The organism is Nonomuraea sp. NPDC048892, assembly GCF_040649735.1.
Lineage (GTDB): Bacteria > Actinomycetota > Actinomycetes > Streptosporangiales > Streptosporangiaceae > Nonomuraea > Nonomuraea maheshkhaliensis.
Genome location: NZ_JBEZFZ010000021.1, coordinates 101,115 through 121,085 on the forward strand (window position 1 = coordinate 101,115; position 19,971 = coordinate 121,085).

Here is a 19,971-nt window from a genome sequence, read left to right on the forward strand (position 1 = left end):
CGTCATCGGCCCTCGATGAAACCATGCGGCTGTGTCCGGAGAGCTGGGTCAGACTGTTATGGCGGAGGAGGTAATGTCACGCTCCGTGCTGGATGTCTAGAGTTCGATACATGGCAGATGGTCCCCGGATGACCTTGCAGACGATGCTGGTGCTGCGAGTACTGCTGTCTGATCCAGCTCAGCGCCGTTACGGCCTGGAGCTGTGCGAGCGGACCCGCCAACACCCCGGCACGGTCTACCCGATCCTGGCCCGGCTGGAGCGCGACTTCGGCTGGCTTGAGCGTCACGAGGAAGCTCCGGCCGAGCACCTCGCCGAGGGACGTCGGGCTCGCTACTACTATCTGCTGACCGACGAGGGCGCGGTGAAGGCGCGTGCCGCTCTCGACCGAGCTGAGCGGTCACGCGCGTCCCGCTGATCCTGCTGTTGGGCTGGGTAGTCCTGGAGATCGGATGGAGTGGCCTCGGCGACGCGGTCGTCTCTTGTTCTTCACGCCAGTGTCGACTACGCCTTCGCGAAGCCAGTGCCCGGGTTGCGCATTCAACGGCGCTGAAACCGGCGCCCCACCTGCATGGCCGGTACGACGACGAGCACCGCGACGTGCCACCAGAACAGTCCGTCGAGCACCACCTTCAACCAGTCGACACTCGTCTCCAGCGCTGCTGGATCGGACCTCATCGCATCGATCGCGGCCATGGTGTCGGCAGTGGCGTAACTGTCCAGCCACCCCCAGGGATAGCCCAGTCCGCGATGGTAGCCGAACATGCAGCACACGTCCTCGCGCACCACCAGCATGCTGAGGAACAGCCCGGCAAGCGTCAGCGCCGTGATGGCCAGCCAGCCGATCCGGCCTATACGGCGTGAGGTGATCGCGACCCACACCAGTAGCGCGCCGCCCAGGCAGAGCGCCGTTCCGAACGCGATGTAGTGGGTCTGCGCCCCGGATCCCATCAGCGCGAGAGCGCCGACGAGGATGCTTGCCGTGCCGAAGAGACCGCATGCCCGTAAGCGCATGCCGCTCAGCATGCCAGGCGGCGCGCCGCCCGCGGGCCGATGATCCACAAGTTAGCCGTACGCTGCCTGCCGCATCGCCCGCAGTCCCTCGGCGAGCGTGTCCAGGCCGGGCGGGAGCAGGACTTGCGGTTGCCATGGGACGTCCAACGTGTCCTGGCGGCAGCTCAGGATGCCTCCGATGATCGCCGCCACGGTGTCGGTGTCTCCGCCGAGGCTGACGGCGTACCGCATGGCTTCGATCGGTTCGTCGTGAAGGGGGAGTATGTGGAGGATCGCGCCCAGAGTGTCCGAGACCTCCAGGGAGACGCCGGCGGGCGCGGGCTGCCAGGTCGTGGGGGAGGAGACGCCGAAATGAGCCAGCTCTTCCCGGGCGACGGTGACCAGGTCCTCGGTGGTGCAGCCTTCCAGGGCCCACGATCCCATGGCCGCCACGGCGCAGGCCGCGGCGATGGCTCGCGGGTCGGCGTGGGTGGTCTTGGTCATGCGTACTGCCAGGTCGCGGCGGCGGTCGGCTTCTATGGCCGGCAGGGCCCAGCCGATGGGGAGCACCCGCATCATGGCGCCGTTGGTCGATCCGCCGTCGGCGACCGGGGATCCGGTGGCCGCGAACCGCTGCACGGCTCTGCGTGTGGTGGGGCCGGCTCCGCGCATGGTGGGGAGGGCGGCGGTCAGGGCCTGGAGGAAGGCCACTTCTGAGCCGCCGGTTTCGAGCAGGTTGTGGGCGAGCAGGATGAGTTGTTCGGTGTCGTCCGAGGTGCTGCCGGGGGGCCAGCCTCTCTGAGCGGTGAGCGTGTCGGTCAGGTGGATGTCCTGGGGTGGTTTGCCCTCCCAGGGGACGCCGAGCGCGTCGCCGCAGCAGAAGCCGGTGAGTCCGTTGAGGATGCGGTGGGCCGGTGGGACCGCCTGGTCCGGGAACAGTCGGGTGAGGATGCCGAAGCCGTTCCATGCGATGGCGCGGCGGCCGCGGTCGGCGTACCGGACGCGCTCGCGTCCGTGCGTGAGGCGGGCCAGGGAGAGGCAGGCGGAGACGACGTCGTACGGGGTGCCGTGGTGTTCGAACTCCCGCAACGCCTGGACGGTCAGCTGCTGGGCCTTCGTGTGGTCGCCGTCGGCCCGGTGGACATCGGCTTCGCTGTGGGTGACTCTCGCGGCGAGCAGGTCGTCGCCGAGGTCTCGGGCTATGTGGCCGGCTTCTGCCAGGGTTTGGGCGGCTTCCTGCTCCAGGCCCAGGCCGCATTGGGCTCTGCCGAGGCCGTGAAGGGACTGGGCGATTCCGCGGGCGTCTTTTGCGGCTTTGCGGATGGTGAGGGCTTCGGTTTGGTTGTTCAGGGCGGTTTGCCAGGCGCCGGTGGCTTCGGCGATCAGTGCGGCGGTTTGGAGCAGGTCGGCGTGCAGGGGCTGGTCGGTGACGTCTTCGAGGGCTTGGTTGATGAGGGTGTCCGCGCGTTCCAGGTCGCCGGAGAAATACTCGATCTCGGCCAGGAGCTTGAGCCAGGGTGCCTGGTCGGTGGTGGTGTTCAGGCCCTCGGTGGCGTGCTGGCGTCCTGCTGTGAAGCGGCCTCGGTGCAGCTCGATCTCGGCCAGGCGGAACAGGAAGCTCTCCCGGGCGTCCTCGTCCGTGAGGGCCAGGGCGGCGTGGGCCAGGTGCTCGGCCTGATCGAGGTCGCCTCTGTAGAAGGCGATCTCGGCACGTACGAGTACGGCGTACGCGGAGCTGAAGGGGAGGCCGTCGATCAGGGCTTCGGCCTGGGGCCAGTTGCCGAGGGCGAGGTGGGCTCTGGCAACCCGGTACAGGCAGGGGCCCTTGTCCCCGTCTATGCGCAGGTCGGTGAGGAGGTTGGTCAGGGTGCGGCAGCGGTCGAAGCGGCCGGTGGCGAGGCTGCGGTCCATGAGCGCGATCCAGGCGGCCACTGCCTGGTCGGGGTCGAGGTGGCTCAGGTGGTACGTGGCTTCTAAGTCGGCGGTGAACTCCTGGCGTTCGCCGTAGTGCCTGGCCAGGGCTTCGTGGGCTTTGCGTACCTCGTCGGGGCGGAGGTGTTGGAGTGATCGGCGCAGGATGGGGTGCATGGCGTACGCGCTCGTACCCCCAGGTAGCGGTGAGATGAAGGAGAAGGCCGTCAGCCTGGCGAAGGCGGTGGGGTCGGAGGGGAAGCCGAGGGCTTGGCCGAGGTGGTGGAAGGTGTCGGCGGTGAAGGCGCGGCAGGCGCTGACGGCGAGGATGCCGTGCTCGGCATCGGCGGGTAGCCGGCGGGCGAGGTCGTGCTCCCTGTCGATCAGGGGCCCCTCGGCGGCGAGTGCTACGTCCGTACAGAGGCTGAGGGAGTAGGGGTGCACCTCGCCGGGGGCGGTGGAGGCGTGGGTGACGAGTGCCGTCCGTACGGCTGGATCCGTGATGCCGGCCAGGGTGAGGTAGCGGGTGGCGTCGGCGGTGGTCAGGGGGCCGACCAGGCGGTGATCGACGTACTGCTCGGGGATGGGGAAGAGGGGAGCGGACGGCCACGGCGGGCGGGTGCGGCCCGCCACGACGGCGACGATGCCGGCGCCCAGGTCGAGCTGGCCGAGCAAGCAGCGCAGCCACTCGTCGCGCATCGGCTTGTCGGTGTGGAACAGGTCGTCCGTGTCGCCGAAGAACGCCTCGTGGGTGTCGAAGAGCAGCACGATCCGGTCATGCTCGGCGGCGGCGTCGTTGAGGTCCTTGGCGAACAGCTGCGGCAGCTCGTACAGAAGGTCGGGCTCGGGGACGAGGGCCAGGATGTGGTCGGCGTCCTCGTGGGAGAGGCGGCGTTGCGTGCGACGGCGGGTGAAGGTCTCGTCCATGCGGGAAGTGAGCATGTGCCGGCCGCCGCGCAGGATCGGCAGCGTCAGTAAGGCGTCGGCGATGTCGAGCGCGGTGTCGACCTCGCTGCTTGGGAACAGCTCGCGGATGCGGTGGGCTAGGTCGAAGCCCAGTTTGTGCAGGTACGTGATGGCGGCGAAGTCGAAGCGTGGGGTGGCGATGCGGGGGGCGAGCTGGTGTTTCAGCATGAACAGTGCCGAGAACGCCTCCAGCGGCCGGTCCTCGCTCGTCGGCTGGGCGCCGAAGTCGATCCTGGCCACGGGCACCGGGCGGCCGTGCTCGGCGAGGCGGTCGAGGAGTTCGGTGTCGGGGGTGTCGCGGATGTCCGGCCAGTGGTCCTCGGTACGGAGGCAGGCCCGGGTTTCCAGGTGGCGGAGGAGCAGGGACTTGCCGATGCCGTCGGGGCCGTGGAGGTAGAGCATCCGGTCTGGGGGTGGGTCGTCGTTGATGAGGGTGACGATGTGGCGGGTCAGCTTGAAGCGGTTGACGAACCGGTCGAGTGCGACAGCTGAAGGGGGTGTGTCCTCGTGGAAGATGGGCACGGTCAGCTCTGTATGTTTCTGAGTAGCAATGTGGTATCCCGTCCCAGGTAAACGAGCTGAATCAACGGGGGCGTACGGCTCAGGTCTGATCACGCGAGCCGCCGTTAGGGACGTTTTACACTGCGCCGCAGAACGTTTCCACCTGGTTGGCTCAATCGCTCAACCGCATTCGAGGGATGAGCTTTATGAGGTGGGCTTTCTTGCCAATCCTGGCTGAGTGGCATATGTCGAACTTCGACACGACACGATCGAACGCCCAGGCGGGGACCTTCTCCATGCGCGATCACCTACATCCTGTGGATAACTCACCGTACGAGCTGATCACCAGAAGATTTTACCTAGCCTTCGTTCCCAGAAGCGTCCAGCGATTGCCCCGCTTTTATCCCTACTTGGTCCATTTCACCCGCGCATCCCTGGGCGGAAGAACACACCCCGTGGAGGAAAGATTCACACCCGCCGTGGTTCTCCGGCATCCGCACTCGTCCAGACGTATGTCACTGTGCTCATCAACAGGCCCGGCGTCGTCGAAAGGCCGACCCGGGATCCCCTATCTCACCTGGTAAGGGAAGGATGTGCGTGAACTCAGAAGCACAGTTCCTCGAGCTGGTGCAACGCATCGAGACGCTTGAGACGAACACCCGCGCCGACGCGGAAACCACCGCGATCGGCTTCCACCTGGTGCTGACCGAGCTCGCCGAACTCCGCGCCGAGATCGCCGACCAACGCACCGAGACACGACAGGACTCCGCCGCCCTCGGCGACGAACTCGGCGGCCTCCGCTGGCACATGCACGACCATTTCACCGCTCTGCATCGCGAAAACCTGCACTGGCTCATCACAGTCCAACAACTCATCAACCTGGCCAGACAGGAACCAACCCACAACTAAACCCATAGGCCTGGTCTGAAACCGTTCAGACCGGGCCTTTCTGAAATACGGCATCGCGCTCGTCGGCTCAGCCCGGCCGCTCCACCGCGCGGGCGCCGGTGAGGAGGCGAGCCTGTCGCGACGGAAATACACTGGCCGATCGTGGGCTGGATCGAGCGGGTCGCCGAGATCCGGCGCTGGAGCAGGGGCGGCGAGCGTGCCCCGCACAAGCCCCTCCTTCTCCTGTACGCCCTGGGCCGCTTCCAGCGGCAGGGCGACCGGCCGATTCCGTTCAGCGCCGCCGAGGCCGAGCTGAGGAAGCTGCTCAAGGAGTACGGCCCGCCGCGTGACACCAGCCCCGGTTATCCCTTTCATCACCTGACGAACGACGGCCTCTGGCTGGTCGAGACCCGTCACGGCGCCGGCAGCCCGGGACCGGAGCTGGGGCGACTGCGCGACAGCGAGGCCGCCGGTCGGTTGCATCCCGATCTGGCCCGGGCGTTGTCGGAGGAGCCCGGTCTGCTGGGGCGGATGGCCCGGTATCTCCTGGATGCCAACTTCGCGCCGTCCCTGCACCAGGACCTGTGCCTGCTGGCCGGGCTGGATCTGGAGACGGCCGCGACCGTCCCGGATGTCATGAAACGCCGTGATCCCCGTTTTCGGGATCGGGTGCTCATGGCGTACGAGTACTGCTGCGCGTTCTGCTCCTATGACGGCTGGTTGGACGGCGCGGTGGTGGGGCTTGACGCGGCGCATGTGCGGTGGTGGGCGTTCGACGGGCCTGATGAGGTGGCGAACGGGCTGTGTCTGTGCGCGATCCACCACAAGCTGTTCGACAAGGGGGTTCTCGGGCTGACCGGGGAGCGGGTCATCGCCGTGTCGGCGAAGTTCGTGGGGCGGTCGCAGTCTGCCCGGGACATGGTGCTTTCTCTGGCAGGTCGGCCCGCCAGATCCCCTCAGCCTGGTCTGGACGAGGTCGAACAGGACCATATCGACTGGCACAGCCACCAGGTGTTCCGCACGCCCCCTCGCGGGTGAGCAGGGCAGGCGCGAGAGTGCGAGGTGGCTCAGGGGGACTTGTTCTTGCTCATCAGGCTGGTGACGCCGACCAGGGTTCCGCCTCCCGCTCCCAGCCCCACGATGAGGGCGCTCGGCCAGGTGGCTCCGTCGGCGAGCATCAGGCCGGTGATGATCGCCGTGGCGATGATCCCGCACAGGACGGTGAGGATGGTGCGTTCAGACAGCACTGCTGCCTCCAGCGAGCAAGGAACGGGTGTCGCAGCCGGATGGAGGCTGCACGGCGTCAGGGTGGTTGGCCATACGGTCCCTTCTGTCTCTTGAGTCGCATCCGTACGAAGATGTCGCTCAGGACATAGGCAGCCACATCCGCATAACCCTCGCGTGAGACGCCAAGAAGATTTTTCCCAACAGAACGGGGGAAAGTCGCCGCGGGCTGCCTAGAGCAGATACGTACACCCTCAACCATGTCCCCCGGACCGTGGCTGTTCCCGCGGTCCTCAACTCCTCGAGGGGAGCGGGTATGTCGATGGCCCACGAACAGCCCGGCCCAGGCTGCGCCGGCGATGACGGTGAGTCCTGTGGTCAAGCGGTGCCGACGTGGGAAGACGATGGAGGCGGCAGGAACGACGAACCGGCCGTTGAGGAGTTGGCGTCCCCGATCGATAGTGAGTTGGTCGCGGACGCAGAGAGGCAGCTTGCGGACGATGTTGAGCCCGAGAGTGAGCAGGTGCGGCGGGCGCAGCTGGAGAACGATCACAAGATCGTGATGTTGCTGCGGGAGGACCTGGCGGCAGGTCGCCGTGACCGTTTCGACAGGGTGGCCGAGCAGCTGGTCATCTACAGTTTGCCGATCTTGGGGATGTGGGTGGCACGAGGGGAGATCTTCGCGAAGGTCAACCAGCGGCGGGAGCAGGCGAACCAGATCCGGGCCGGTAAGGGGAAGAAGCCGCTTCCGAAGGTCACGCGCGACTCGATCGATTGGCGGGCGTGGGATCGGGACGAGGTCGAGGAGTTCGTGCACGATCTTGCCGGGGAGGGCGTGGAGAGGTTCCGCCGGGCTGTTGAGGAAGGCCGGTGCGATCCGCGCCGGGGCGCGTCCATGCGTACGTACTTCATCGGCGGATGCCTGTTCGGGTTCGAGAAGGTTTACCGCCGCAGGTGCCGGCAGCAGCGGGTGGAGCGCGCGGTAGTGGCCGCGGGGCTCGCTCATGACGTCGCGGCGTGGGAGCCGGTAAGGCAGCTCGCTCTCACCCCCGGACCGGAGCATCAGGTCATCGTGCGCGACGAGATCTCCCGCGCCATGGCACAGATCGTGGCACCCGAGATGCATGAGGTCCTGTGGTACACCGCGCTCGGCTACACCCAGCAGGAGGCCGCGGAGCTGGCGGGCCTCACCCCGAAGGCGGCTGAGGGCAGGCTGAGGCGGGTTCGGCAGAAAATCGGCAGGAGACACACGGCCGCGCAGACCACGACAGATTCCGATGACGCGGAGAGGTGACGGTCATGAGTCAGACAGAAGACCGGTGGACCCCACGGGCACGCGTAGAACCTGCCGGGCCCGAGGCGCATGCCCGAGATGAACTGGACGATCTGCTGGAGGGATCGTCGCTGGGCAGCCCGGTGGTCAAGCGGATCCAGTCGCTGGTTCCTGCCAGGACAGCTCGGCGGGCCCTTGCCCGCCGCTCCTCTCTCAGCGCCGGATTCGACGTCAATGAACTGGTCTCCCGGATTCTGGCGGCGATGTGCCGGCAAGCCTTGGCGCATAGAACCGGTGCGCGACTTGCCGGGGGGCAGGCGACGGGTGATCTGTGGTGGCTCAGGCATTCGACCTGTCCGGGGAATCTCTGGCAATCGCCGGGTGGCATTGTTCTGGGGATGCCACCGCGGATGCGCGCCGCGCTGAGAGTGATCGAGCAGCCGGGTGGGCCGGATCGGGTTCTTCGTCAACTGGTGCATGAAGGCGCTCTGGACGAGGTTCGCGATGATGTCGCCAGGCGGATCGCGTTGCTCGCGGCGGCGCTCATGGATGATGCGCCGCCGGGACTTCTGCGGGCGTACGCGGTGGTGCTGGAGCTGAAATCACCTTTAGAGCCTGTAGAGCCGGTGGAACTGGGGGAACGACCGCCGCTCATCGCGAACGAGGCGGGGCGCGAGGGTCGGCGAGGCAGGGAGCAGAGCGCGAAGGGATCAGTTCGACGCACGTCGTTTCCAGTGGAAGATCCGCGACCAGCGCGCAGATATTTCGCGGCACACGACAGACACGTCGGCGGCCCACCACCCTTCTCTACTTTCCTGCAGATCGCTCGGCCGGGGCGATTCTCCGACCTCCTCCGCTTCATCCTCAACCGTCATGACGAGTCCGATCCGTCATGCGCTCCGCACGCCGGGACCGGTCCAGACCTCGTCCATCCCGGTTTACTGAGCTGCTTTTCGTATGACGCGGGTAAGTGGTACCGCTCATTCCGGCGAGCCGTTCATCACCGCCTGCAGAGCGAAGCATGGACGCGCTGCCCGGACTGTCAGCACGAGTGGGCCGTCGGTTGGCCGTCGTCCACGATCAACGTGCAGGCTGCTCGGCACATGCTCACCAGTTGCGCGCCGACCGGCCTCGGCAGGATGCCCGAGTTGACGCCGCACCGTCTGCTCCTTGCGCTGGGTCATCAACCAGGGCTCATTGATTTTTCGCTTCGGGATCTCCGCGGGCTGTTGGTGAGAGTGGGAAACCGAGAGCTTCTGGACCGCCTGCTTCGACAGCGCGTACGGAAGAGAGAAGAAGCGGCGGTCACCGAAGCAGCAGAAATGGCGGCGTCTTCATGTTCCGCTCCCGCACGCCCTGCTGATGGCACCATGCCCCGCGACAGTTCGTGTTCGAGATGTTCCGATCAGTCGTCGCGGGGCGGGGTCGCTTAGGTCAGAAGTATTTCGAGGTCAGGTCAGTGGTGGGCCAGGAGGAGACCTTCACCTTGTTCATGTCGTCGTCGATGGTGTCGTAGTCGAGGGTGCCGCTCTCCTCGCGCCGGTTGAACAGCACGGCGTAGCTGAACCCGTTCTGCAGTCGCGCCAGATAGGAGAACGTGCCCGGCATCGAGCCGTTGTGCCAGGTGTTGAGGTGGCCGGTGACCTGGCGGCACCACCAGCCGCCGCCGTACCAGGAGCCGTATTCGTTGACGCCGATCTCCGGCTTGGCCACCAGTTTGGCGATCGAGGTCGAGCTGAGCACGGTGCCCGGCCGGTCGAAGGCGAGGGTCCAGCGGACCAGGTCCACGGCGGAGGCCAGCCAGCCGCCGTTGGCGTCCTGGTTGGGCATGTTGAAGCCGCCGTAGGGGTAAGGGACGGTGGTGCCAGACGTGTCGAGGACTGTCTTGTTCGTGTACTGCGACTCGTAGCTGACCTCGCCGGTCGCGGCCTCGCTCTTGAGGCTCTTGCCGAGTCGCATCCGGGTGATGCCGAGCGGCTGGAGCAGCTTGGTCTTGATGTACGTCTCGTACGGCTGCCCCGAGACCTTTGCGATGATGCGGCCGAGGAGCATGTAGCCGTAGTTGCTGTAGACCATCTTGCTGCCTGGGGCGAAGTCGAGCTGGCGGGCGGTAGCGTACCGGATGATGTCGTCGTGCCCGATCGGCAGCGGCACGTCGAGCGTGGCCGAGATGGTGTGGTCCAGCCAGAGCTGGTCCTTGGAGGCGTCGCGGTCCCAGCCGCCGAGGTGCTGCATGAGGCGGAGTACGGTGATCTGCCCCATCCGGGCGTCGGCCGGGGTGAGGCCCAGTACCTGGGTGACCTTGGCCGACAGGCTCAGCTTGCCGTCCTGCACCAGGCGCATGATGGCGGCCGAGGTGATGTTCTTGCTCAGGCTGGCGATCCGGAACAGCGACGTCGGCGAGGGGATGGTCGGCGTCCTGGAGTAGTCGTCGAAGCAGTAGCCGCGCGCGAGCAGGATCTTGCCGTTCTTCATGACGGCCAGCTGCGCTGCTCTGATCTTGCGGTCCAGCACGAACTTCTTGACCACGTTGTCGAACCCCGCCAGTTGTGTGGGCGCGGTTCCCGACACGCGGACGACAGGGGCGGGGGCCGCCTGTGCCGGTCGTGCGGCGATCAGCGTCGCCGGTGCCGCCGCTAGGAGGGCTCTGCGGGAAAGGCCGGTCACTTATGCCCCTTAGGTCACATCCGATACGTGGATCACACATCTTACGGAGATCAGGGGCTTGGACGAAGCGCGTCGGCGGGGCCCAGTGATCGGGCCCAGTGATCGGGCCCAGTGATCGGGCGCAGCGGTCGGCCGCGCCCTTGCTCCGCCCTGCGGGTGGGTCTTCGCACGCACGGAACACGCAATGCCCGCTATATGTCCGGTTGTTGTCCTGGGGTGGTCGCGATCGACGAGTCATCATCCGCAGTAGAGGAAAGTCGCGATGCGACGAGCGGCACGGGTGATGCGAAGTCACTGCTCGGTTCGGGTGTGACCTGAAGATTCGGACCAGGAACGAGGCTCCATGCGCTCTGCATTGAAGAAGCTCTGTCTGGCCACGGCGGCGGTCATGATGATGGCCTTACCGATCACGACCGGCACGGCGTACGCCGCCGACACGGCCTTCAACGTCAAGACACAATGGCTGGCGGAATGGGCGGTGCGCACGATGCCCATGGAGCTGGTACGGCGCGAGATCTGGCTGGAGGGAGACAAAGGCGATTACGGCTGGTTCACCTACGTGAATCCGCCTGCCGAGGTCTATGTCGGTGCTCCGTGCGAGACCTACACCGGACCCATCATCGAGGGAACGTATATATGGACCTCGCAGATCTGGCCGGGGCACCCCTGGGACGGGTGGTACCGGATCGACAGCTATCTCTCCCACAAGACCGGTGGCGCGGCGTACACCATCAGATGCAATTTCCGGATACCCGGTGACGGCGATTACACGTGGGGCAGTGCTCTCGATCCACACTTCTGACCAGTGGATGTTCACCTGCCTCGATCCACACGTGGAAGGCCCCGGACAGCGTGGTATCCGGGGCCTTCCACGTGCCCGGCCCCGCCAGGTGAAGGCGCGGTCAGACCTGGGCCTGGCCGCCGTCGACGAACCATTCGGCGCCGTTGACGAAGCTGGAGGCGTCCGAGGCGAGGAACGTCGCCACCGTGGCGATCTCGTCCGGGTGGGCGATTCTGCCGAGCGGTACGATCGAGGCGAGCCGCTGGTAGTCCGGGCCCGCGGCGCTCTCCAGGCCCGGGGTTTCGGTCGGGCCGGGGCTCAGGACGTTGACCCGGAAGTTCCGTTCCCGTGCGCTGAGTGCCCAGCTGCGTACCAGGTTGCGGATCGCCGCCTTCGACGCGCCGTAGATCTCCAGGCCCGGCCCGGCGCGCAGAGAGTTGGTCGAGCCGATCACGACGATCGAGGCGCCTTTCGACAGCAACGGCAGGGCCTTCTGGACGGTGAAGATCGTGCCCTTCACGTTCGTGTCGAAGGTGGCGTCGACGACTTCCTCGGTGATCTCGCCGAGGCGCTGCGCGACGGCGCTGCCGGCATTGGCGATGAGGACATCGATGCGGCCGGCCTGCTCGCGTACGACCGAGTAGAGGTGGTCGAGGTCGGCCTGTACGGAGACGTCGGCGCGTACTCCGGTGGCGGCCGGGCCGATCTCGGCGACGGCCGCGTCGAGCTGCTCCTGGCGGCGGCCGGTCAGGAACACCTGGGCGCCCTCCGCGGCGAACTGCTTGGCGATGGCCAGGCCGATGCCGCTGTTGGCTCCGGTGATCACCGCTACTTTGCCTGCTAGTACGTCCGTCATGATGTCCCCGATCCATGGTTCTTGACTCGTTCGTCCAGAAAGCTAGTCGTTATGGACGAACGAGTCAAGAATGGCTATGATGTGTCCATGGCACGACCCAGGAAGTTCGACGAACAGCGGGTGCTGGACACCGCTCGGGAGCGGTTCTGGGCGGGCGGGTACGCCGCCACGCGCATGGACGACATCGCCGAGGCGACCGGGCTCGGCAAGGGCAGCCTTTACGGGGCGTTCGGTGGGAAGCAGGAGCTGTTCCGCCGCGTGTTCGACGACTTCTGCGGGGCCGCCGTCGACGGTTTGAGCCGGCAGTTGAGCGGCGGTGACGAGGACGCCTACGCGCGGTTGTCCGCGCACGTGCACGCGGTGGCGGCGTCGACCGCGGCGGACACCGCCCGCCGTGGCTGCCTGCTGGCCAAGGGCACCGCCGAGCTGGCCGAACACGACGAGGCGGTGGCCAAGCGGGCGCAGGTGACCATCGAGGCGATGCGGGCGTTACTGGCGGACGACATCGCGGCCTGTCAGCGCAACGGCGACATCGCGGCGGACGCGGATCCAGGGGAGCTGGCCGCGCTGGTGCTCGCCGTACTGCGCGGTATCGAAGCGCTGGGCAAGGCCGGGGCGAGTGAGGAGACGCTGACCGGCATCGCCTCGACGGCTCTCGCCGTGCTGCCCAGGCCGCCCGCTCGCTGAGTTCGCTCGTCTCCGACGGCAGCGAGTTCCGCGGCACCGGCTGGGAACGGTCATCATCAAGATCATCGAAACCGTCGGCGCGGCAAGGAGCAGAGTAGTGTGAGGTAATGGATCGCCGCATCTATGGCGTGGAGACCGAATACGGTGTCACGTGCACGTTCCGGGGCCAGCGCAGGCTGTCCCCGGACGAGGTGGCCCGTTACCTGTTCCGTGGAGTCGTGTCCTGGGGCCGGTCGAGCAACGTGTTCCTGCGCAACGGCGCCCGCCTCTACCTGGACGTCGGCAGCCACCCCGAGTACGCCACGCCCGAGTGCGACAACCTGGTCGAGCTGGTCACGCACGACAAGGCGGGGGAGCGCATCCTGGAGGGCCTGCGCGTGGACGCCGAGCGGCGGCTGCGCGAGGAGGGCATCTCCGGCGAGGTCTACCTGTTCAAGAACAACACCGACTCGGCCGGCAACTCCTACGGCTGCCACGAGAACTACTGTGTGGGCCGGCACGGCGAGTTCGGGGCGCTGGCCGAGGTGCTGATCCCGTTCCTGGTCACCCGGCAGCTCATCTGCGGGGCGGGCAAGGTGCTGCAGACCCCGCGCGGCGCCGTCTACTGCGTGTCGCAGCGTGCCGAGCACATCTGGGAGAGCGTGTCGTCGGCGACGACGCGTTCCCGGCCGATCATCAACACCCGGGACGAACCGCACGGCGACGCCGAGCGGTTCCGCCGCCTGCACGTGATCGTCGGCGACGCGAACATGAGCGAGGCCACGATGTTGCTCAAGGTCGGCGCGACCGACCTGGTGCTGCGCATGGTCGAGGCCGGGGTGGTGATGCGCGACCTGAGCCTGGAAAACCCGATCCGGGCGATCCGCGAGGTCTCCCACGACCTGACCGGCCGGCGACGGATCCGGCTGGCGAACGGGCGGGAGGCGTCGGCGCTGGAGATCCAGCAGGACTACCTGAGCAAGGCGATCGACTTCGTGGACCGGCACGGCGGCGACCCGATCACCCACCGGGTGCTGGACCTGTGGGAACGCACGCTGCGCGCGGTGGAGACCGGTGATCTGGGCCTGGTGTCCCGCGAGATCGACTGGGTGATCAAGTACCAGCTGATCGAGCGTTACCGCGAGAAGTACGACCTGCCGCTGTCGTCTCCGCGGGTGGCGCAGCTCGACCTGGCCTACCACGACGTGCACCGCACGCGAGGGCTGTTCTACCTGCTGCAGCGGCGCGGGGCCGTGGAGCGGGTGGCGGCCGACATCAAGATCTTCGAGGCGAAATCGGTGCCGCCGCAGACGACTCGGGCGCGGCTGCGCGGGGAGTTCATCCGCAAGGCGCAGGAGAAGCGGCGCGACTTCACCGTGGACTGGGTCCACCTGAAGCTGAACGACCAGGCGCAGCGGACCGTCCTGTGCAAGGACCCGTTCCGGAGTGTGGACGAACGAGTGGACAAGCTCATCGCGGACATGTGATCGGCGTTGTTCGGCTCTTCCAGGCTGCGAGGCCTGGCTACCAGAACGGATCCTCGTACGGACGGTCTGTCATCCGGTCATAGACGCGGCGTACCCACGGCTGCCGCGCCGCCAGCCGCTTCAGCGTGCTGACGAACACGCGCCCGTCAGCGCGGAACAGTGAGGTCGGCAGCAGCGGGGGCGGGTCGTCCCGGCGAACACCGGCGGGCATCCCGTACACCTGCCGAAGCTCGTGGAACGCCAGGTAGGTCCACACGTCCGCGGCCAGCGGCACCACCGCTCCCGCGTCGCACGGCCAAAGCTCGCCGGTCTGCGGATGCCGGGGCCCCGTCACCCGCTGAACGGGCCCGGCCACAGCGACGGGCCGCACGGCGTCCGGCTCCAGCCACACCACCTGCCAGAACCCGCAGTCGTCGATGCGGCTCGCCACCGGCCGGCCACACTCGGCACAGGCGAGATTGGGCCCGTACTGCCCGTCCCAGCCACAACAGCAACCGCCCAGTTGCTCCGGGATGAAGACGGTCCCGCGAACGTCACCCGGCGCGACCCCGATCCTGTCTGGAGGTCCGGTGACGCTGTAGGTCTGTAACCGGACGCCGCCCTGCTCTTCCGGCTCGGGCTGCAGAGACCGCCAAGGCCGGCCGTCTCCGGGGTCCACCGCGTACGTCCCCGGCTCCAGCAGCCCGGAGAGCAGATCATGACCGTACTTCTGACCAGCATGATCAGGAAGCGCTACCCGCGCCACCTTCGCAGTCACCACGGCACCACACCCCGCACAGGCGAAAACGACCAATCAGCCTCCTACGCCGGAATGTCGTCATCATGTTGGCACAAATGCCGCTTTAAGTTCAGGTTCGTGAACACCTGATGATCTCGATCGGCAGTGGCGTCTGCACGATCTCCCCAGGAGGCGGCAGGTGGCTTTTGACGTGTTCGTCAGGGCAGTGCTCTACTCCCTGCCATGACAACCCTGACGAACCTTCAGCCCGCCCCTGTCATCGACGAGACCGCCCGGCTGCTCACCGAGCACTACGTTTTTCCTGAGATAGCCGAACAGCTCGCCGGCCTGCTGCGACGACGCCTCGCCGAGGGCGCCTACGACGTTGACGGTGCCGAGGAGCTCGCCCGCCTGGTCACCGCGGACCTGCAGTCCATCAACGACGACAAACACCTGAGGCTGAAGCACCACGCCGACCCGGTCTCCCCCGGAGAGGGCGCGGCGACCTTGGAGTCCATCCGCCGGGACTTCGAAACCTCGCTGGGAGGTGCGCCCCGGATGGACTTGCTCGACGGTGGAGTCGCCGTGGTGGAGCTGGCGCCGATGCTGTTTCCGCTGGACTGGGCCGCCGAACCACTGGCCGCCGCGCTCACCTTGGCCTCCCGCGCCCAAGCGCTGATCGTGGACCTGCGCGGCAACCGGGGCGGCGACCCGGACACCGTCGCCTTCGTCTGCAGTTACCTCCTGGACGAGCGCACCCACCTCAACACCATGTACTGGCGCAGGGGCGAGCGCACCGAGCAGTCCTGGAGCCTGCCGCACGTCCCCGGCGCGCGTTTCGGCGGCAGCAAACCGTTGTACGTGCTGTCCAGCGACAGCACCTTCTCCGCCGCCGAGGAACTGGCCTACGACCTGCAGCAACTCGGCCGGGCCGTGGTCGTCGGCGAGCCCACCCGCGGGGGCGCGCACCCGTGCAAGGGCTGGACCGTGCATCCCCACCTGGAAGCCACCGTCCCCACCGGCCGCGCGATCAACCCCGTCTCAGGCACCAACTGGGAGGGCGTCGGCGTGCAGCCGGACGTCCCTTGCCCTGCCGCGAAGTCGCTCGACCAGGCTCACGCCCTGGCCCTCGCCCGGCTGGCAGGCTGACGCCGGCAATCACGAGGCGTCGTGGTCGTCCATGATTCGGCGTATTTGGCTGGGTGTGCGGATCTCGATGGCGTGAGGGGGCGCTGTGTGATGATGCTTCGCGCGCCCCTCGGCCGAGGGGCGCGTAGACGCGGAGATGCGGTGAGCGGTCGAACCATCCGATCCTGCACGCCCTCATGGAGGGCTTCATCGCCACGGCGCTGGTGCTGGTCCAGCGAGCCGGCGCCGAGCCGGCTCGGTCGGGCGGTGACGGCTGGCGGGATATGCAGGTGAGCGGGCCGTCCACCCGGCTGCCCGAGGACGGTGCCACCGGGCGATGGGCGGAACTCACGGCGCGGTACGCCCGGTCGATGCCACATTGAGCGCCGGCCATCAGCGGCGACAGGTTGCGGCCGTCTCACCGGCCGTGCTTGGCCGAGCCGTACAGGGCCTGGTCGACCAGGCGTTCGGCGAGTGATTCGTCGAAGGGCACCCGCAGCACGAGCAGCCGGTGATAGCACGCCCCCCACAGCTGGTCCACGATGATGTCGAGGTCCGCGTCCTCGCGCAGCTGCCCCTGCCGCACGGCCACGCGCAGGCGTTCCCGGGCGAGTTCGCGCCGGGGCAGCGCGTAGCTCTCCGACCAGGCGCGCGCGAGGCTCGCGTCCAGCTGCGCCGCCCCGAGGAGCTCGCTGACGGGCCTCTCCGCGCCTTCCTCCTTCAGCCAGCGGACGAACGCCTTGAGCTGGGTGATCAGATCGGCGCGTACGTCCCCGGTGTCGGGGAACTCCAGCGCCCGCCGGCTCTGGGCGAAGTACGCCTCGGCCGCGAGCACGCCCGGCGACGGCCACCACTTGTACAGGGTCGTCTTGCTCGAACCCGCCTCCATCGCGACGCGGTCGAACGTCACCGCCTGCATGCCGTCCTCCAGCAGGATGCGACCGGCCGCCGCGAGCACCGCGGCGCGCACCTCCGCGGCCGGGCGGCGGCCCCGGCCGCGCCGCTGGGCAGTCTCCTCGGACATCGCCACCCCTTTTTATGGACGACTTGTTCATTTCGGTGCTACCGTCGTATGTGGACGACTTGTTCATATCCTAGCGGAGGCTCTGACATGGCGAACAACGCAGCACGCGTCGCACTCGTCACCGGCGGATCCGGCGGAATCGGCAGGGCGAGCGCGGAACGCCTGGCCGCCGACGGCTTCTCCGTCGTCGTGCACTACGGGGGCAGCAAGGACCGCGCCGAGGAAGTGGCGCAGGCGGTGACGCGCGCAGGAGGCCGCGCCGCCATCGCGGGCGGGGACGTGGCGGACGAGACGGCGATGGAGGCCGTGTTCGACGTCGCGGAACGCGAGTTCGGCGGGCTCGACGTCCTCGTCCACACCGCGGGCATCATGCCGCTCTCGCCCGTCGCGAACATGGACCTCGACACCTTCGACCGCGTCCAGCGCACCAACGTGCGCGGGACGTTCGTCGTCGACCAGCTCGCCGCCCGGCGCCTGCGCGCCGGGGGAGCGATCATCAACATCTCCACCTCGGTCACCCGGCTGCAGCAGCCGGGCTACGGCGCCTACGCCGCGTCCAAGGGAGCCGCGGAGGCACTGACCCTGATCCTCGCCCGCGAACTGCGCGGAAGGGACATCACGGTCAACGCCGTGGCGCCAGGACCGACCGCGACGCTGCTGTTCTTCGAGGGCAAGAGCCAGGAGAGCATCGACCGGATCGCCGCGCTGAACCCGATGGAGCGGCTCGGCACCCCGGAGGACATCGCCGAGGTCGTCGCCTTCCTCGCCGGGCCCGCGCGCTGGGTCAACGGCCAGGTCCTGTACGCCAACGGCGGAGCAGCGTGAAAGGGGAACCGGACATGTCCATCGTCATGATCACCGGCGCGGCCACCGGCATCGGGCGCCTGACGGCCGAGACCCTCGCCGCGGCGGGGCACACCGTCTACGCCACGATGCGCGACCCCGAGGGCCGCGACACCGCCGCCGCGTCCGAGCTCGCCGCCCTCGCCCGCGCCACCGGCGCGGACCTGCGGGTCGTCGCGCTCGACGTGACGTCGCAGGACTCGGCCGAGGATGCCGTACGGCACATCCTCGCGGACGCGGGCGGCCTGGACGCCGTCGTGCACAACGCCGGGCACCTGTACCTCGGCTACGTCGAGGCGTTCACCGACGACGACCTCGCCCGGCTACTCGACGTCAACGCGGTCGGGGCGCACCGGGTCAACCGGGCGGTGCTGCCGTACCTCCGTGAGAACCGTTCCGGAACGCTGGTCTACGTCGGCAGCACCATCCTCGTGACCACCCCGCCCTTCCTCGGGCCGTACGTGGCCTCGAAGGCGGCGTTCGACGCGCTCGCCGTGGTGACGTCGTACGAGGTCTCGCAGTTCGGCATCGAGACCTCGATCGTGATGCCCGGCGCGATCACGCAGGGCACGCGGCACTTCGCGAACGCCTCGATGGCCACGGACGAGCGCGTGAGCGCGCAGTACGCCGTGCTCGATCCGCTGGTCGAACGGACCCACGAGGCGCACGAGCAGCTCTTCGCGCCGGGGACGACCGCCGATCCGCGGGACGTGGCGGAGGAGATCCGGCGCATCCTCGCCCTTCCCGTCGGGGACAAGCCGTTCCGGTCCGTGGTGGACGCCGCGCATGCCGGGGTCGATCACGTCATGGCGTTCAGCGATCTGACGCGAGAGGCGTTCGTCCGGCGGCTCGGTTTCGGCGAGACGCTGGAGCTCAAGCCATGAGCGGCCACCGGTTACGGCAGGTGGCGGCCCTGGCGGCCCTGGCCGCCCTCGCGCTCGGCGGATGCTCGGCGCCGGCGGGTGAGACGCAGATAGCACCATCCCGGCCGGCCACCCCAAGCGCCGGCCCGAGCGTTGGTACAGCCACCCCGAGCGCCGGCGCGGTTGCGACCCTTGGCGAGCCGGTCGAGCTGGTGACCGAGCTGGAGGCACCCTGGGGGCTCACGTTCCTCCCCGACGGATCGGCGCTCGTCTCCGAGCGCATCTCCGGCGAGATCGTACGGATCCCCGCCCAGGGCGGCACCCCGCGAACGGTCGGCGTCGTCCCCGGCGTGCACGTGAGCTCGGAGGGCGGCCTGCTCGGCATCGCCGCCTCCCCGGAGTTCGCGGCCGACCGTACCGTCTTCGCCTCCGTCTCCGGGCGGGACGGGAACCGCATCGTCGCGCTCACCATCGCCGCCGACTACGGCTCCCTCGCCGTCGGCCGGGTGCTGCTCGACGGCATCCAGACCGCCGACCGGCACCACGGCGGCCGCATCGCCGTCGGGCCGGACGGGCACCTGTGGATCGGCACGGGCGACGCCTTCGAGCCCGAGAACGCCGCCACCCCCGGCTCGCTCAACGGCAAGATCCTGCGCATCGCGGTGGACGGCTCCGTCCCCGAGGACAATCCGGGATCGTCGGCGATCTACTCCAGCGGTCACCGCAACGTCCAGGGCATCGCGTTCGGTCCCGACGGCACCGCGTACGCGTCGGAGCTCGGCCACCGGACGTGGGACGAGGTCAACGTCCTGCGCGCGGGCGCGGACTACGGCTGGCCGGACACCGAGGGGACCGCCGGCTCGACGGGCGAGCCGCCGATCGCCACGATCCACCCGGACGAGGCCAGCCCTTCCGGCCTCGCGTACGCCGAGGGGTCGCTGTGGATCGGCGCCCTGGGCGGGCAGCGGCTCTGGCAGCTTCCCGTCGCGGGCGATGCCGCGGCGGGCGCCCCCATCGGCCACTTCGCCGGCGCCTACGGCCGCATCCGTACCGTCGAAGTGGCCCCCGACGGGGCCCTGTGGCTGGTCACGTCGAACACCGACCGCGCGACCTGGGGCGGCACCGACCCGCGCCCGGGCGACGACCGGATACTCCGGGTGGAGGTGAACAAGCGCTGACCCCAG

Annotated in this window: 19 protein-coding genes and 1 pseudogene; 13 read left to right on the forward strand and 7 right to left on the reverse strand. The window is 68.1% G+C overall.

The genetic code is table 11. The annotated features are described in order from the left end of the window. The first annotated feature begins 110 nt into the window (after positions 1-110). Positions 111-416, forward strand: coding sequence for a helix-turn-helix transcriptional regulator (locus tag AB0C28_RS42700; RefSeq protein ID WP_358081396.1), 306 nt, complete (start codon positions 111-113; stop codon positions 414-416). Between the two features lie 122 nt (positions 417-538). On the opposite strand, the gene AB0C28_RS42705 is transcribed toward AB0C28_RS42700, so the two are convergent. Both AB0C28_RS42705 and AB0C28_RS42710 read right to left on the reverse strand, forming a co-directional pair. Further along, positions 539-1,060, reverse strand: a complete 522-nt coding sequence (locus AB0C28_RS42705; RefSeq protein WP_358081399.1) for a hypothetical protein — start codon at positions 1,058-1,060, stop codon at positions 539-541. A gap of 3 nt (positions 1,061-1,063) precedes the next feature. After that, positions 1,064-4,390, reverse strand: a complete 3,327-nt coding sequence (locus AB0C28_RS42710; protein WP_358081402.1) for an ADP-ribosylglycohydrolase family protein — start codon at positions 4,388-4,390, stop codon at positions 1,064-1,066. Between the two features lie 576 nt (positions 4,391-4,966). On the opposite strand from AB0C28_RS42710, the gene AB0C28_RS42715 reads away from it, so the two are divergent. Both AB0C28_RS42715 and AB0C28_RS42720 read left to right on the forward strand, forming a co-directional pair. Continuing rightward, positions 4,967-5,278: a hypothetical protein gene (locus tag AB0C28_RS42715; protein ID WP_358081405.1), complete on the forward strand. Its 312-nt coding sequence runs from the start codon at positions 4,967-4,969 to the stop codon at positions 5,276-5,278. A gap of 141 nt (positions 5,279-5,419) precedes the next feature. Further along, entirely contained in the window at positions 5,420-6,295 is an 876-nt protein-coding gene (locus AB0C28_RS42720) for a phosphorothioated DNA-binding restriction endonuclease (protein ID WP_358081407.1), read from the forward strand. A 29-nt stretch (positions 6,296-6,324) separates the two neighbouring features. Here AB0C28_RS42720 and AB0C28_RS42725 read toward each other — a convergent pair whose 3' ends face one another. Continuing rightward, positions 6,325-6,504 carry a hypothetical protein gene (locus tag AB0C28_RS42725; protein ID WP_358081410.1) on the reverse strand — a complete coding sequence of 60 codons (180 nt, stop codon included), beginning with the start codon at positions 6,502-6,504 and terminating at the stop codon, positions 6,325-6,327. A gap of 293 nt (positions 6,505-6,797) precedes the next feature. Between AB0C28_RS42725 and AB0C28_RS42730 the strand changes: the two genes are divergently transcribed. Further along, on the forward strand, positions 6,798-7,775 hold the full coding sequence (locus AB0C28_RS42730; protein ID WP_358081412.1) for a hypothetical protein: 978 nt from the start codon (positions 6,798-6,800) through the stop codon (positions 7,773-7,775). Positions 7,776-7,780: 5 nt separating this feature from the next. Continuing rightward, positions 7,781-9,187: a hypothetical protein gene (locus AB0C28_RS42735; protein ID WP_358081415.1), complete on the forward strand. Its 1,407-nt coding sequence runs from the start codon at positions 7,781-7,783 to the stop codon at positions 9,185-9,187. Between the two features lies 1 nt (position 9,188). Here the strand turns inward: AB0C28_RS42735 and AB0C28_RS42740 are convergent, their stop codons facing one another. Continuing rightward, positions 9,189-10,421, reverse strand: coding sequence for a serine hydrolase domain-containing protein (locus tag AB0C28_RS42740; RefSeq protein WP_358081418.1), 1,233 nt, complete (start codon positions 10,419-10,421; stop codon positions 9,189-9,191). A 343-nt stretch (positions 10,422-10,764) separates the two neighbouring features. Between AB0C28_RS42740 and AB0C28_RS42745 the strand changes: the two genes are divergently transcribed. Beyond that, positions 10,765-11,223 carry a hypothetical protein gene (locus tag AB0C28_RS42745; protein ID WP_358081420.1) on the forward strand — a complete coding sequence of 153 codons (459 nt, stop codon included), beginning with the start codon at positions 10,765-10,767 and terminating at the stop codon, positions 11,221-11,223. Between the two features lie 100 nt (positions 11,224-11,323). Here AB0C28_RS42745 and AB0C28_RS42750 read toward each other — a convergent pair whose 3' ends face one another. Further along, the gene (locus AB0C28_RS42750; protein WP_358081423.1) at positions 11,324-12,058 is read right to left on the reverse strand and encodes an SDR family oxidoreductase; all 735 of its coding nucleotides are present in this window, start codon (positions 12,056-12,058) and stop codon (positions 11,324-11,326) included. An 87-nt stretch (positions 12,059-12,145) separates the two neighbouring features. Here AB0C28_RS42750 and AB0C28_RS42755 point away from each other — a divergent pair, with 87 nt between their 5' ends. Together AB0C28_RS42755 and pafA are read left to right on the forward strand one after the other, a co-directional pair. Continuing rightward, positions 12,146-12,745, forward strand: coding sequence for a TetR/AcrR family transcriptional regulator (locus AB0C28_RS42755; protein ID WP_358081426.1), 600 nt, complete (start codon positions 12,146-12,148; stop codon positions 12,743-12,745). Between the two features lie 107 nt (positions 12,746-12,852). After that, positions 12,853-14,211, forward strand: a complete 1,359-nt coding sequence (gene pafA / locus AB0C28_RS42760; RefSeq protein ID WP_358081429.1) for a Pup--protein ligase — start codon at positions 12,853-12,855, stop codon at positions 14,209-14,211. 37 nt (positions 14,212-14,248) lie between these two features. Here the strand turns inward: pafA and AB0C28_RS42765 are convergent, their stop codons facing one another. Beyond that, entirely contained in the window at positions 14,249-14,971 is a 723-nt protein-coding gene (locus AB0C28_RS42765; RefSeq protein ID WP_358081431.1) for a hypothetical protein, read from the reverse strand. A 201-nt stretch (positions 14,972-15,172) separates the two neighbouring features. Here AB0C28_RS42765 and AB0C28_RS42770 point away from each other — a divergent pair, with 201 nt between their 5' ends. Next, on the forward strand, positions 15,173-16,078 hold the full coding sequence (locus AB0C28_RS42770; protein WP_358081434.1) for a S41 family peptidase: 906 nt from the start codon (positions 15,173-15,175) through the stop codon (positions 16,076-16,078). Between the two features lie 155 nt (positions 16,079-16,233). Then, positions 16,234-16,440, forward strand: a pseudogene (locus AB0C28_RS42775) (DUF6086 family protein); the annotation flags it as partial. Positions 16,441-16,475: 35 nt separating this feature from the next. Here the strand turns inward: AB0C28_RS42775 and AB0C28_RS42780 are convergent. Next, the gene (locus AB0C28_RS42780) at positions 16,476-17,081 is read right to left on the reverse strand and encodes a TetR/AcrR family transcriptional regulator C-terminal ligand-binding domain-containing protein (RefSeq protein WP_358081438.1); all 606 of its coding nucleotides are present in this window, start codon (positions 17,079-17,081) and stop codon (positions 16,476-16,478) included. A gap of 87 nt (positions 17,082-17,168) precedes the next feature. On the opposite strand from AB0C28_RS42780, the gene AB0C28_RS42785 reads away from it, so the two are divergent. From AB0C28_RS42785 to AB0C28_RS42795, 3 genes are read left to right on the forward strand one after another with little or no spacing between them, the layout of a single operon-like run. After that, the gene (locus tag AB0C28_RS42785) at positions 17,169-17,906 is read left to right on the forward strand and encodes an SDR family oxidoreductase (protein WP_358081439.1); all 738 of its coding nucleotides are present in this window, start codon (positions 17,169-17,171) and stop codon (positions 17,904-17,906) included. Between the two features lie 14 nt (positions 17,907-17,920). After that, on the forward strand, positions 17,921-18,808 hold the full coding sequence (locus AB0C28_RS42790; protein WP_358081441.1) for an SDR family NAD(P)-dependent oxidoreductase: 888 nt from the start codon (positions 17,921-17,923) through the stop codon (positions 18,806-18,808). Then, the gene (locus tag AB0C28_RS42795) at positions 18,805-19,965 is read left to right on the forward strand and encodes a PQQ-dependent sugar dehydrogenase (RefSeq protein ID WP_358081443.1); all 1,161 of its coding nucleotides are present in this window, start codon (positions 18,805-18,807) and stop codon (positions 19,963-19,965) included. Before AB0C28_RS42790 ends, AB0C28_RS42795 begins: the two co-directional genes overlap by 4 nt. The last annotated feature ends 6 nt before the right edge of the window (positions 19,966-19,971 follow it).